Genomic DNA, 12,185 nt, shown 5'->3' with positions numbered 1-12,185 from the left:
TTCCGTTAGCCAGAAAGAGCTACCGTATGCGTGATTGCATGACCTGCCATATGCCGGTGCGCGTTAAATCCACTGGTCGTTTTCGACAGTACGCTCGCCTGTCGCGTTCTCGCCCGTGTTCACCACGCCCCGCGGCTCGATCAGCAGCAGCTTCACTTCCGCGTTTGCACTGGGCTTGTGCTCGACGCCCTTAGGCACCACCGCCATCTGGCCGGGACGCAGCACGATCGAACCGTCGCCCGACGGTCCCGCACGTAACTCGATACGTAACTCGCCTTCCAGCACAATAAACGTTTCGTCGGTATCGGCATGCCGGTGCCACTCGAACTCACCTTCGACCTTGACGACCTTGAACTGGTAGTCGTTCATTTCAGCCACGACGCGAGGTTGCCAATGACCGTCGATCTGCGCGATCTTTCCGGTCAGGTCGATAGCCTGGCACTGGCCGCGCCCGGCCGGCACAGCGGTGTGGTTTGAGGATAGTGCCATCGTTCTCTCCGTTAAAGGGGTAATACGTCGAGGATACGCATGCTCCTGGCAGCCGTATTGAACGATCGTGGGTGTTTTCAGCCGCGCCGGATGCCGCCTGCGACCTGGAGCCAGCGCCCCGGCGTCAAGCCGAACGTCTTCGCGAAGTGTCGGGTCATGTGGCTCTGATCGGCAAAGCCGGTGGCCACGGCCGCGTGCGCGAGCGACACTCCGGCTAGCAGCAGGCGGCGCGCCGCATCAAGGCGCCGCATCGTCAGATAACGGTACGGGCTGGTGCCGTAGAACATGCGAAAGTCGTGCGACAGGCTCCAGCGATCGCGGCCCGTCGCCACTTCGAGTTCGTCGAGCGTGACCACGCGTGCGCAGTTCGCGCGCAGATAGTCTCGTGCACGCCGCGCCGCGAGGAAGTCGCCTTTCAAGCGTCGCGTGGGCATGCCGGCAACGGTGGCCAGCGCGTGCGCCAGTTCGGCGAGCGCATCGCTCTGTTCCAGCGGTTCGAGCGTATAGCCTACGTGCTGCAGCAACGTCGCAGTGGCCGCCGCAAGGCGCGGATCGGCCGTCACGCCGCCTTCGATGAATGGCAGCGCGCGTCCGCCGAGCACGTCCTGAAAGAACGAAGGTTCAACGTAGATCATCCGGTACTGGAACCCTTCGTCGGTGCCAGCCTGGCCATCGTGGACCTCGTCGGGATGCAGTACCATCGTGTTACCTGGCAGGCTGTTGCGCTGGCTGCGCCGATAGCTGAAGCTCTGGACGCCGGCGAGCGTGCGGCCGATTGCATAGGTGTCATGGCGGTGCATGGCATATGCCTTGCCGTGAAACCAGGCCTCGATGCGTTCGACGCCAGCTTTCGGCTCGGCGCGCTTCACCCAGTCGGGGCATGGGCGCGGTGCTTGTCGGTTCATCTGGGACATTTTGTCTCAATGTATGGGAATTGATTTCGAGTAGTATGTCTCAGTACGTGCGGCAACTCCATCCTTGCATGGTGGTCGCTGCCGTGTGGCTACTGAAGCGGCGTTTTGAGGTCGTGCTCCTCACGAAAGATAGTGTCAAGTAATAACCTGGAATACTCAAAAAAGATGGATTGGATCCCTATAGTCTTCGCTACATTCAAGGTGCTCGTGCTCGGCACGGGCATGTTCTACGCCATCAAGTGGCATTACGATCAAGGAGAGAAGGGGAAGGACAGGGCGATGGAGATGCGTGCGGTGCGACGCGCGGGCGGCAAGGCGGCCGCAGTCTTCTTGCTGTCGCTCCTGGGCCTGGGGCTCGTCACCTTCATCTTTGCCAGGATGCTTGGTTTGGACTTGACCTTCCCGTGATGGCAAAAGATACGCGGCCGATATCCGGCGATGCGGCAGCAATTCCCCGATGCGGCTATTGAGCAGCATCGGCAGGCGGGTCAGCGCATTTCGGTGAATTGGCTAGTGTTCGCGATGCGCTCCTCAAGATAGCGCCGCATATCGGCCCACGGTATGGTCCGGCCGGAGGCGGCGATGTTGGCGAACCGGGCGTCGGCCTCGGCGTCCATGGCGGCCCGCAGCTCTTCCTGCTCGGCTTTTTCCGTGATGGCCTCCAATATCAGGCTATGGGTGGTCTTGCCGGCGCGCTCGGCTGCACTGGCAATCCGTGCCTTCAATTCCGCCGGCAAACGGATCGTCGTCGTGGTGGACATGGGTACCTCCGTAAGTACGACAAATGTAGCACAATCCTGAAATGGAGCTTTTTGAAATATGGTAAATTAGCTCATCGATCGTCAGATCATGCTGTCGAGAGCGAACATGCCTATCCGCGATAATTTTACCGATGCCGATATGGATCAGTGGCTCAACGATAAACGAGTCACGGAGATTGAATGCCTGGTGCCCGACCTGACGGGCGTGGCGCGCGGCAAGATCCTGCCGCGTGCCAAATTCACGCAGGAGCGCGGCATGCGCATCCCGGAGGCCGTGCTGGGCATGACCGTAACGGGCAACTACCCGACCGAGGACGCGGCCTACGACCGCGCCATTTCCAGCACCGACCGCGACATGATCCTGCGGGCCGACCCCACCACCATCACCACCGTGCCCTGGGCCACCGACCCCACGGCGCAGGTGATCCACGACTGCTATTTTTCCGATGGCACGCTGGTCGATTTCGCGCCCCGCTCCGTGCTGCGGCGCGTGCTCAAACTGTATGCCGACAAGGGCTGGAAGCCGGTGGTGGCGCCGGAACTGGAGTTCTACCTGACCGAGCAGAATATCGACCCCGACCTGCCGCTCAAGGCGCCCATCGGCCGCAGCGGCCGCGCCGAAACGTCGCGCCAGGTCTACAGCATCGACGCCGTCAACGAGTTCGATCCCCTGTTCGAGGACATCTACGACTACTGCGACATGATGAACCTGGACGTGGACACCCTGATCCACGAAACGGGCGCCGGCCAGATGGGCCTGAACTTCCAGCACGGCGACGCGCTGGCGCTGGCCGACAAGGTGTTCTACTTCAAGCGCACGCTGCGCGAGGCGGCCCTCAAGCACAAGATGTACGCCACCTTCATGGCCAAGCCCATGGGGGGCGAGCCCGGTTCGGCCATGCACGTGCACCAGAGCGTGGCCGATGCGGCCACCTGCCGCAACATCTTCAGCGACGCCGACGGCGCGCCGTCGGCCCTGTTCCATCATTACATCGGCGGCCTGCAGCGCTACACGCCGGCCTGCATGGCCATCATGGCGCCGTATGTGAATTCCTACCGCCGCATCGTGCGCCACACGGCCGCGCCCATCAACGTCCAGTGGGGCATGGACAACCGCACCGTGGGCTTTCGCGTGCCCATCTCCGGGGTGCAGGAACGGCGGGTGGAAAACCGCATCATCGGCGCCGACGCCAATCCCTACCTGGCCATGGCCGTCACGCTGGCCTGCGGCTACCTGGGCATGGTCGAGCAGATCGAGCCCACGCCGATGACGGTCGACAGCGCCTACCACCACCCGCAGGAGCTGCCCCAGGGCCTGCCGGAAGCCCTGCAGCTGCTGCGCCGCGAAGAGCGCCTGCGCGACGTGCTGGGCGAGCGCTTCATCGACGTCTATGCCGCCATCAAGGAACTGGAGCACCGCGAATTCATGACCGTCATCAGCCCGTGGGAGCGCGAGCACCTGTTGTTGCATGTATGAGAGGCTGAGAGTCGCCAATTCCCCATCCCCGGCGCTCCATCTATAATCACGGGTTCTCCGAACCGGCGGCCCGCTTTCGGCCTGCCATCAGCTGTCTTTCTTATAATTTTTATATTTCGACACTATGACACTAGACCGACCTGCCACTGCCGCAAGCGAATCCGGCCAGCCTTTTCTGCTGATACGTAACCTGGTCAAGGAATTCGATGGCGTGAGGGCCGTCAACGATGTGTCGGTCGCCATCGACAAGGGCGAGATCTTCGCCCTGCTGGGCAGCTCCGGCTGCGGCAAGTCCACCCTGTTGCGCATGCTGGCCGGTTTCGAGACGCCGACCGCGGGCCAGATCACGCTGGCCGGCAAGGACATCATCAACGTGCCGCCGTACGAGCGCCCCATCAACATGATGTTCCAGTCCTACGCGCTGTTCCCGCACCTGACCGTGTGGGACAACATCGCCTTCGGCCTGCGCCGCGACGGCCTGCCCAAGGACGAAGTGGCGCAGCGCGTCGACAAGATGCTGGAACTGGTGCAGCTCAAGGCCTACGGCAAGCGCAAGCCGCACCAGCTGTCGGGCGGCCAGCAGCAGCGCGTGGCGCTGGCGCGCAGCCTGGCCAAGCGTCCCCAGTTGCTGCTGCTGGACGAACCGCTCGGCGCGCTCGACAAGAAGCTGCGCGAGCGCACCCAGATGGAGCTGGTCAACATCATCGAGCAGGTCGGCGTGACCTGCGTGATGGTGACCCACGACCAGGACGAGGCCATGAGCATGGCCACCCGCATCGCCGTCATGAGCGAAGGCCGCATCCTCCAGGTGGGCAAGCCGGGCGAAATCTACGAGACGCCCAACTGCCGCTTCGTGGCCGACTTCATCGGCAGCGTCAACCTGTTCGATGGCCGCGTGGCGGACGACCAGCCCGACCACGTCGTCATCGACTCGCCAGAGTGCCGCCACTACGTCACCCACGGCATCACGGGTACGGACGGCATGGCCGTCTCGGTGGCCGTGCGGCCGGAAAAAATCTGCCTGCAGGCCGAGGCGCCGACGGCCGGGCAGCGGGCCCACGCCAACGAACACGGTTACAACTGCGTGCAGGGCATCATCACGGCCATGGCTTACTTCGGCAACGAGACGCGCTACCACGTGAAGCTCGACAGCGGCATGGAGCTCAAGGTGTCGCGCACCAACGCCGCCCGCCATGACGATACGGCGCTGCGCCGCGACCAGCGCGTCTACGCCTGGTGGGACGGCGCCGACGTCGTCGTGCTGACCAGCTGACGCGGAGCGTGGCCATGAAAACCTTGCTCAACAAACTGCTGCATTTCTTCACCCTGCGCTGGATCACGGGCCGCCGGCTGGTGATCGCCGTGCCGTTCTTCTGGCTGGTGTGCGCCTTCCTGGTGCCGTTCCTGATCGTGATGCGCATCAGCTTCACGGAGCCGGACGCCGCCAACCCCTTCGGCACCCTGATGACGCTGGTCGAAGGCGTCATCACGTTCAAGATCAAGGTCTCGAACTACCTGTTCATCGCGCAGGACGACCTGTACGTGCTGACCTATCTGAGCTCGATCAAGTTCGCCGCCATCACGACGGCCCTGTGCCTGCTGATCGGCTACCCGTTCGCCTACTTCATGGCGCGCGCCAAGCCCACCGTGCGGCCGGTGCTGATGATGATGGTGATGCTGCCGTTCTGGACGTCCTTCCTGCTGCGTATCTATGCCTGGAAGGGCATCCTGGCCAACAACGGCATCCTCAACCACTTCTTGCTGAGCGTGGGCGCCATCGCCGAACCGCTGCACATGATGAACACCCAGTTCTCGCTCATCATCGGCATGGTGTACGCCTACCTGCCGTTCATGATCTTGCCGCTGTACGCCAACCTGGTGAAGATGGACGTGCGCTTCCTGGAAGCGGCGGCCGACCTGGGCGCCACGCCGATGCAGACCTTCTGGCGCATCACGGTGCCGCTGTCGAAGTCGGGCATCATCGCCGGCTCCATGCTGGTGTTCATTCCGGCCGTGGGCGAGTACGTGATTCCTGAGCTGCTGGGCGGACCGGAAACGCTGATGATAGGCCACGTGCTGTGGGACGAATTCTTCACCAATAACGACTGGCCGATGGCCTCGTCGGTGACGGTGGTGGTGATCCTGCTGATCCTGGTGCCGATGGCAATCTTCAACAAATACAAGGCAGAACAGAACATGGCGGGGCGCGTATGAACGGACAAAATCTGATCCAACGGTGGTTCGGGCGCGGCTGGCTGTCGCTGGGCTACCTGTTCCTCTACCTGCCCATCCTGGTGCTGGTGGTGTTCTCGTTTAACAGCTCGCGCCAGGACATGGTGTGGAGCGGTTTCTCGACCAAGTGGTACTTTGAGCTGATGAACGACACGGAGATCATCTCCGGCTTCGGCCTGTCGCTCAGGATCGCCGTGATGACGGCGTTCGCCTCCGTCATCCTGGGCACCTTCGCCGCCTTCGTGATGAACCGCTACCCGCGCTTCCACGGCCGCACGCTGTTCTCGGGCATGGTCAGCGCGCCGCTGGTGATGCCGGAAGTGATCATCGGCCTGTCGCTGCTGCTGATGCTGGTGTCGGTGCAGAAGCTGTTCGGCTTCCCGGAGCGGGGCATGATGACCATCTGGCTCGGCCACACGCTGCTGGGCATGGCCTACGCGGCGGTAGTGGTGCAGTCGCGGCTGCAGGAGATGAGCAAGTCGCTGGAAGAGGCGGCCATGGACCTGGGCTGCAAGCCGCACCAGGTGTTCTTCCTCGTCACGCTGCCCAACATCACGCAGGCGCTGGCCTCGGCCTGGCTGCTCACGTTCACCTTGTCGCTGGACGACGTGGTGCTGTCGGCCTTCCTGTCCGGCCCCGGCTCCTCGACCATGCCTATTGTGATTTTCTCGCGTGCCCGGCTGGGGCTTGATCCGCGCGTCAATGCGGTGGCGGCGTTGACCATCCTGGCCGTGTCGGTGGCCGTGATCGCGTCCAGTCTGTGGATGGCGCGTACCGAACGGCAGCGCCAGAAGCAGGTGGCTGCCGCGGCCAAGGCAGAGTAAGCGGCCCTGGCCACGGCATCGGTACGGGGAGGGACAGTGCGTCCTTCCCCGCGCCGGCAGCTTAGATGCCGCCCATGCAGATGTACTTGATGACCAGGTAGTCCTCGATGCCGTACTTGGAGCCTTCGCGCCCCAGGCCGGACTGCTTGACCCCGCCGAACGGCGCGATCTCGTTCGAGATCAGTCCCGTGTTCACCCCCACCATGCCGCTCTCCAGCCCTTCCGCCACGCGCCAGATGCGGCCGATGTCGCGCGAGTAGAAGTAGGCCGCCAGGCCGAACTCGGTGTCGTTGGCCATGGCCAGCACTTCCTCGTCCGTCTTGAAGCGGAACAGCGGCGCCAGCGGGCCGAAGGTTTCCTCCTTCGCCACCATCATGTCGGACGTCACGTCCGCGATCACGGTGGGCTGGAAGAAGCTGTGGCCGAGCGCGTGGCGCTTGCCGCCGGCCAGCAGGCGGCCACCCTTGGACAGCGCGTCGGCCACGTGCTCCTCGACCTTGAGCACGGCCTTGTCCTCGATCATGGGCCCCTGCGTCACGCCCGGCTCCACGCCGTTGCCCACCTTGAGCTTGGCCACGGCCGCCACCAGCCTGGCGGCAAACGCTTCGTACACGCCGTCCTGCACGTACAGGCGGTTGGCGCACACGCAGGTCTGGCCCGCGTTGCGGTACTTGGAGGCGATGGCGCCTTCCACGGCCGCATCGAGGTCGGCGTCGTCAAATACGATGAAGGGCGCGTTACCGCCCAGTTCCAGCGACAGCTTCTTGATGGTGGGCGCGCACTGCTGCATCAGCAAGCGGCCCACGGCAGTCGAGCCGGTGAAGCTCAGTTTGCGCACCACGGGGTTGCTCGTCATTTCGCCGCCGATGGCACGCGAGTCGCCCGTCAGCACGCTGAACACGCCGGCCGGCATGCCGGCCCGCTCGGCCAGCACGGCCAGCGCCAGCGCCGAAAACGGCGTCAGCTCGGCCGGCTTGACGATGATGGGGCAGCCGGCCGCCAGCGCCGGGCCCACTTTGCGGGTGATCATGGCCGACGGGAAGTTCCACGGCGTGATGGCCGCGCACACGCCGATCGGCTCCTTGGTGACGACGATGCGGCGGTCCGGCCACGGCGACTGCATGGTGTCGCCGCTGACACGCTTGCCTTCCTCGGCAAACCATTCGATGAACGAGGCCGCGTAGCCGATCTCGCCCTTGGCCTCGGCCAGCGGCTTGCCCTGCTCGCTGGTCATGATCAGCGCCAGGTCGTCCGCGTTTTCCAGCATCAGGTCGTGCCACTTGCGCAGCACGGCGGCCCGTTCCTTGGCCGACTTCTTGCGCCAGGCCGGCCACGCATTGTTGGCCGCCTCGATGGCGCGTGCCGTCTCGGCCGCGCCCATGTGGGGGATGGTGCCGACCACCTGTCCGGTGGCCGGGTTGACGACGTTGACCGTGGCGCCGTTATCCGCATCGCACCACTCGCCGTTGATGAAGCATTGCTGGCGCAGCAGCGCCGGATCTTTCAAAGTAAGCATGGCAGCCTTTCAGTGTTGGGCGGCGGCGCGCATGGCCGACTCCAGGATGTCGAGACCCTCGTCGAGCAGCGCGTCGCCTATGGTCAGCGGGAACAGGAAGCGCACCACGTTGCCGTACACGCCGCAGGTCAGCAGGATCAGGCCCCGCTGCAATGCCAGCGTCTGTACGCGCTTGGTGAAGTCCATGTCGGGCGTACTGGTGCCCGGCTGATTGAATTCTACCGCGACCATCGCGCCCAGGCCGCGCACATCGGCGATCTGCGGCACGGCCGTGCGCAGGCTGCGCAGGCGGGCCTGCAGTTTCTCGCCCAGGGCGGCGGCCCGCTGGCACAGCTGTTCTTCCTCGATGATGCCCAGCACGGCGTGCGCGGCGGCGATGGCCAGCGGGTTGCCGGCATAGGTGCCGCCCAAACCGCCTGGCGCCGGCGCGTCCATGACGGTGGCGCGGCCCACCACGGCCGACAGCGGCATGCCGCCGGCCAGGCTCTTGGCGATGGTCATCAGGTCCGGCACCACGCCGCTGTGCTCCATGGCGAACATCTTGCCGGTGCGGGCGAAGCCGGTCTGGATCTCGTCGGCGATCAGCAGGATGCCATGCTGGTCGCACAGGGCGCGCAGCGCGCGCAGGAACTCGGGCGGCGCGGCGTAGAAGCCGCCTTCGCCCTGCACCGGTTCGATGATGATGGCGGCCACCCGGGCCGGATCAACGTCGGCCTTGAACAGGGTGTTGAGGGCGTTGATCGAATCGGCCACGCTCACGCCGTGCAGCGGCACGGGGTAGGGGGCGTGGTAGATCTCGGCCGGGAACGGACCGAAGCCGATCTTGTAGGGCGCCACCTTGCCCGTCAGGGCCATGCCCATCATGGTACGGCCGTGGAAGCCGCCGGCAAAGGCGATGACGGCGCTGCGGCCGGTGGCGGCACGGGCGATCTTGATGGCGTTTTCCACCGCCTCGGCGCCGCTCGAGAAGAAGGCGGTCTTCTTGGCGTGGCTGCCGGGAGTGATGGCGTTGATGCGTTCAGCCAGTTCCACATAGCTGGCGTAGGGCACCACCTGGTAGCAGGTGTGGGTGAATTTCCCCATTTGCTGTTCGATGGCGGCCATGATCTTGGGATGGCAGTGGCCCGTGTTGAGCACGGCGATGCCGGCCGCGAAGTCGATATAGCGGCGGCCTTCCACGTCCCAGATCTCGGAATTGAGGGCGCGTTCGGCGTAAAACTGGCACATTACGCCCACGCCGCGCGGCGTGGCTGCTTCTTTACGTTGCTGGAGTTCGGCATTGCTCATGGTCTGGTTTCCGTAGGCAGAGTTGGTCAAGGTGCAATACCGATACTAACCCCGGGATCGGAACCTGGCCTAGTGCCACAATTGTTAAAACGATGGGACCACTTTTTGCGGCCACGCCGCGTTGATGTCACCAATGCCGCCAATGCCGTCAGCGCCGCACCCCAGACTGGATCACGGCCGCCAGCAGCTTGCCGTAATAGGTGATCTTTTCGGGAGTGCAGTAGGCGTAGCCCACCAGCAGGCCGCGCCGCACGGGCGGCGCCAGGTAGTAGGTCGACAGGGCCTTGACCTGGATGCCCGATTCGGCGGCCAGCTTTTCCATCGCCACGTCGTCCACGTGGTCCGGCAGTTCCACCACCAGGTGCAGGCCCGATTCCTCGCTGGAGATAGTGACGCCGTGGTCGTGCGCGCCCATCTGGTGCACCAGCGTGCGGCGCAGCATCTCGCGCCGCGCGCCGTAGATCTGGCGGATCTTGCGGATGTGGGTGGTGAAGTGGCCCAGCGCGATGAAGTCGGCCAGCGCCGCCTGCACCATCAGCTGGCCGGGGCGCTGCAGGTCGTACAGCGCGCTCTTGAAGGCGTCCACCAGCTGTGGCGGCGCCACAACATAACCGATCTTGATGCCGGGGTAGAGCACCTTGGAGAAGGTGCCCATGTAGACCACGCGGTCGCCCGTGTCCAGGCCCTGCAGGGCCGCCAGCGGCCGGCCTGTGTAGCGGAATTCGCTGTCGTAGTCGTCCTCCAGGATCCAGGCGTTCTTGGTCAGCGCCACGTCCAGCAGCTCGCGCCGGCGGGCCAGGCTCATGACGGCGCCCGTCGGATACTGGTGCGACGGGGTGACGTAGATCAGGCGCGGCGTGGTGGCCAGGTCGGCCGGTTCCAGCGCCATGCCGTCGCCGTCCACCGTGATCGGGTGCAGTTCCAGGTCATTGGCCTGGAACACGCGGCGAGCGCCCCAGTAGCACGGGTCTTCCACCCAGGCCGTGTCGCCGGCGTCGGCCAGCAGCTGGGCGCACAGGTCGAGCGACTGCTGGGTGCCCGAGGTGACCATCACCTGTTCCACCGACACCTTGACCGAGCGCGAAATGCGCAGGTATTCCGTGATGGCCTGGCGCAGCGGCAGGTAGCCGCCGGACTGGCCGTAGTCCAGCAGGTCGGCGCGCGCCTCGCGCCACACGCGGTTCTGCAGGCGCTGCCACAGCTTGAACGGGAACGAGGAAAAGTCGGCGTCGCCCGGCGCGAAAGGCTGGATCTCATAGCGCGGCCCGGCCGCGAAGGCCGTCAGCTGCTGGCCCCGGCGCGACAGGGGAGCCACTTCCGCAGCCTCGGCGCCGGCCCCGCCCTGCGGCGCATGGACCCCGCCGCGCATGCTGGCGCTGTGCGCCTGCAGGTCGGCCACATAGGTGCCGCTGCCCAGCGCGCTGGTGACGTAGCCTTCCACCGCCAGCTGTTCGAACGCCGCGATCACCGTGTTACGGGCGATGCCCAGGTCGCGCGCCAGGTCGCGGCTGGACGGCAGCTTGTTGCCAGCGCCCAACAGCTGCTGGTGGATCGCGGCCTTGGCCGCCTCGTACAGGCGGCGCTGCTGTGGCAGGCGCGGATGGAACTCAGGCTGGGCCAGCGTCTGGGCCAGCAGATCGGATGCGGGTGACATAGATTATGAAAGTGGTTCCAACTGAATTAAACAAGTGGCACTCACAATGATACCAACTTCCGCATATCATCAATAAAAATTCATGCAAACGAAAGCAAAGCCGCGAAATTTTGGGCTTGCCATCGCAAGACATGACGCAGCGCGTACTATATAAACAAGATGTTGCGGCAGAGTGGTCCCAGTTTTTCGGGCATTTGGAAGCGGAAACGCTGCCAATGTGAAGACAACCAACGAGACAAGACAATATGCATCGCCCTATCGTGATCGTACCCGCCTGTATCAACCAGATCGGCGTCCATCCCAACCACACGGCGCAACGTAAATACGTCGATGCCGTGGCCGCCGGTGCCGGCTGCCAGCCGCTGATCCTGCCCGCGCTGGGCGAGGCCACCGACCTGGAAGCCGTGCTGGCCCTGGCCGACGGCATCATGCTGACCGGTTCCCCCTCCAACGTGCACGCCAGCCTGTATGGCCAGGAACTGCGCGACCCCAGCCTGCCGCTCGACCCCTCGCGTGACGCCACCACGCTGCCGCTGATCCGCGCGGCACTGGCGCGCGGCCTGCCGCTGCTGGCCATCTGCCGCGGCTTCCAGGAAGTGAACGTGGCGCTGGGCGGCACGCTGCACCAGGCCGTGCATGAAGTGGAGGGCATGCGCGATCACCGCGAGCCCAAGCACCTGACGCTGGAAGAACAATACGCACCATCGCACCGCGTGCAGCTGGAAGCCAACGGCCGGCTGTCGCGCATCCTGGAAGGCGCTACCGAAATCAGCGTCAATTCGCTGCACGGCCAGGGCATCGCCACGCTGGCGCCCGGCCTGCAGGTGGAAGCGCGTGCCGAGGACGGCCTGGTGGAAGCCTACAGCGTGGCCAAGGCACCCGGCTTCACATTGGCGCTGCAGTGGCACCCGGAGTGGCGCCTGGAGCAGAACCCCGATTCACAAAAAATGTTCCTGGCCTTTGGCCAGGCATGCCGGATCTATCAAAGCAAGGCAGGGAGAGGCGCATGACCACCTACGAACTGTGGGCGC

At 64.6% G+C, this 12,185-nt stretch carries 12 protein-coding genes; 6 read left to right on the top strand and 6 right to left on the bottom strand.

Annotated features, from left to right (window positions below; genetic code table 11):
- Positions 1-63 precede the first annotated feature (63 nt).
- Together AC3WOS_RS20005 and AC3WOS_RS20000 are read right to left on the bottom strand one after the other, a co-directional pair.
- Complete coding sequence (locus tag AC3WOS_RS20005) at positions 64-489, bottom strand: cupin domain-containing protein (RefSeq protein ID WP_492717902.1); 426 nt, start codon at positions 487-489, stop codon at positions 64-66.
- A gap of 77 nt (positions 490-566) precedes the next feature.
- Positions 567-1,394 carry an AraC family transcriptional regulator gene (locus AC3WOS_RS20000; RefSeq protein WP_492717942.1) on the bottom strand — a complete coding sequence of 276 codons (828 nt, stop codon included), beginning with the start codon at positions 1,392-1,394 and terminating at the stop codon, positions 567-569.
- A gap of 174 nt (positions 1,395-1,568) precedes the next feature.
- Between AC3WOS_RS20000 and AC3WOS_RS19995 the strand changes: the two genes are divergently transcribed.
- Positions 1,569-1,811, top strand: coding sequence for a hypothetical protein (locus tag AC3WOS_RS19995; protein ID WP_492717901.1), 243 nt, complete (start codon positions 1,569-1,571; stop codon positions 1,809-1,811).
- An 80-nt stretch (positions 1,812-1,891) separates the two neighbouring features.
- Here the strand turns inward: AC3WOS_RS19995 and AC3WOS_RS19990 are convergent, their stop codons facing one another.
- Complete coding sequence (locus AC3WOS_RS19990; RefSeq protein ID WP_492717899.1) at positions 1,892-2,164, bottom strand: CopG family ribbon-helix-helix protein; 273 nt, start codon at positions 2,162-2,164, stop codon at positions 1,892-1,894.
- 106 nt (positions 2,165-2,270) lie between these two features.
- Here AC3WOS_RS19990 and AC3WOS_RS19985 point away from each other — a divergent pair, with 106 nt between their 5' ends.
- The 4 genes from AC3WOS_RS19985 (at position 2,271) to AC3WOS_RS19970 (ending at position 6,697) form a co-directional block, all read left to right on the top strand.
- Entirely contained in the window at positions 2,271-3,641 is a 1,371-nt protein-coding gene (locus AC3WOS_RS19985; RefSeq protein ID WP_492717897.1) for a glutamine synthetase family protein, read from the top strand.
- A gap of 124 nt (positions 3,642-3,765) precedes the next feature.
- On the top strand, positions 3,766-4,914 hold the full coding sequence (locus AC3WOS_RS19980; RefSeq protein WP_492717896.1) for an ABC transporter ATP-binding protein: 1,149 nt from the start codon (positions 3,766-3,768) through the stop codon (positions 4,912-4,914).
- 14 nt (positions 4,915-4,928) lie between these two features.
- Positions 4,929-5,855 (top strand): ABC transporter permease subunit, encoded by a 927-nt coding sequence (locus AC3WOS_RS19975; RefSeq protein ID WP_492717895.1) that lies wholly within the window; start codon positions 4,929-4,931, stop codon positions 5,853-5,855.
- The gene (locus AC3WOS_RS19970) at positions 5,852-6,697 is read left to right on the top strand and encodes an ABC transporter permease (protein WP_492717893.1); all 846 of its coding nucleotides are present in this window, start codon (positions 5,852-5,854) and stop codon (positions 6,695-6,697) included. Before AC3WOS_RS19975 ends, AC3WOS_RS19970 begins: the two co-directional genes overlap by 4 nt.
- A 61-nt stretch (positions 6,698-6,758) precedes the next feature.
- Here AC3WOS_RS19970 and gabD read toward each other — a convergent pair whose 3' ends face one another.
- The 3 genes from gabD to pdxR all read right to left on the bottom strand — a co-directional run bounded on the left by gabD (position 6,759) and on the right by pdxR (position 11,154).
- Positions 6,759-8,213: an NADP-dependent succinate-semialdehyde dehydrogenase gene (gabD, locus tag AC3WOS_RS19965; protein WP_492717892.1), complete on the bottom strand. Its 1,455-nt coding sequence runs from the start codon at positions 8,211-8,213 to the stop codon at positions 6,759-6,761.
- 9 nt (positions 8,214-8,222) lie between these two features.
- Positions 8,223-9,500 (bottom strand): 4-aminobutyrate--2-oxoglutarate transaminase, encoded by a 1,278-nt coding sequence (locus AC3WOS_RS19960; protein WP_492717891.1) that lies wholly within the window; start codon positions 9,498-9,500, stop codon positions 8,223-8,225.
- 148 nt (positions 9,501-9,648) lie between these two features.
- Complete coding sequence (gene pdxR, locus AC3WOS_RS19955; protein WP_492717890.1) at positions 9,649-11,154, bottom strand: MocR-like pyridoxine biosynthesis transcription factor PdxR; 1,506 nt, start codon at positions 11,152-11,154, stop codon at positions 9,649-9,651.
- A 245-nt stretch (positions 11,155-11,399) separates the two neighbouring features.
- Here pdxR and AC3WOS_RS19950 point away from each other — a divergent pair, with 245 nt between their 5' ends.
- Positions 11,400-12,164 (top strand): gamma-glutamyl-gamma-aminobutyrate hydrolase family protein, encoded by a 765-nt coding sequence (locus tag AC3WOS_RS19950; RefSeq protein ID WP_492717888.1) that lies wholly within the window; start codon positions 11,400-11,402, stop codon positions 12,162-12,164.
- Positions 12,165-12,185 lie beyond the last annotated feature (21 nt).

The organism is Rugamonas sp. FW305-51 (genome assembly GCF_058786935.1).
The sequence above is the reverse complement of the archived record's forward strand: the minus strand, read 5'-3'. Positions and strand labels throughout refer to the sequence as shown.

What these genes read in the sequence shown, in the direction of transcription:
- AC3WOS_RS19975 (WP_492717895.1), top strand. Translation starts at nt 4,929, where the DNA reads ATGAAAACCTTGCTCAACAAACTGCTGCATTTCTTCACCCTGCGCTGG.
- AC3WOS_RS19970 (WP_492717893.1), top strand. Translation starts at nt 5,852, where the DNA reads ATGAACGGACAAAATCTGATCCAACGGTGGTTCGGGCGCGGCTGGCTG.
- AC3WOS_RS20000 (WP_492717942.1), bottom strand. Translation starts at nt 1,394, where the DNA reads ATGAACCGACAAGCACCGCGCCCATGCCCCGACTGGGTGAAGCGCGCC.
- AC3WOS_RS19990 (WP_492717899.1), bottom strand. Translation starts at nt 2,164, where the DNA reads ATGTCCACCACGACGACGATCCGTTTGCCGGCGGAATTGAAGGCACGG.
- AC3WOS_RS19985 (WP_492717897.1), top strand. Translation starts at nt 2,271, where the DNA reads ATGCCTATCCGCGATAATTTTACCGATGCCGATATGGATCAGTGGCTC.
- AC3WOS_RS19995 (WP_492717901.1), top strand. Translation starts at nt 1,569, where the DNA reads ATGGATTGGATCCCTATAGTCTTCGCTACATTCAAGGTGCTCGTGCTC.
- AC3WOS_RS19960 (WP_492717891.1), bottom strand. Translation starts at nt 9,500, where the DNA reads ATGAGCAATGCCGAACTCCAGCAACGTAAAGAAGCAGCCACGCCGCGC.
- AC3WOS_RS19950 (WP_492717888.1), top strand. Translation starts at nt 11,400, where the DNA reads ATGCATCGCCCTATCGTGATCGTACCCGCCTGTATCAACCAGATCGGC.
- AC3WOS_RS20005 (WP_492717902.1), bottom strand. Translation starts at nt 489, where the DNA reads ATGGCACTATCCTCAAACCACACCGCTGTGCCGGCCGGGCGCGGCCAG.
- pdxR (WP_492717890.1), bottom strand. Translation starts at nt 11,154, where the DNA reads ATGTCACCCGCATCCGATCTGCTGGCCCAGACGCTGGCCCAGCCTGAG.
- gabD (WP_492717892.1), bottom strand. Translation starts at nt 8,213, where the DNA reads ATGCTTACTTTGAAAGATCCGGCGCTGCTGCGCCAGCAATGCTTCATC.
- AC3WOS_RS19980 (WP_492717896.1), top strand. Translation starts at nt 3,766, where the DNA reads ATGACACTAGACCGACCTGCCACTGCCGCAAGCGAATCCGGCCAGCCT.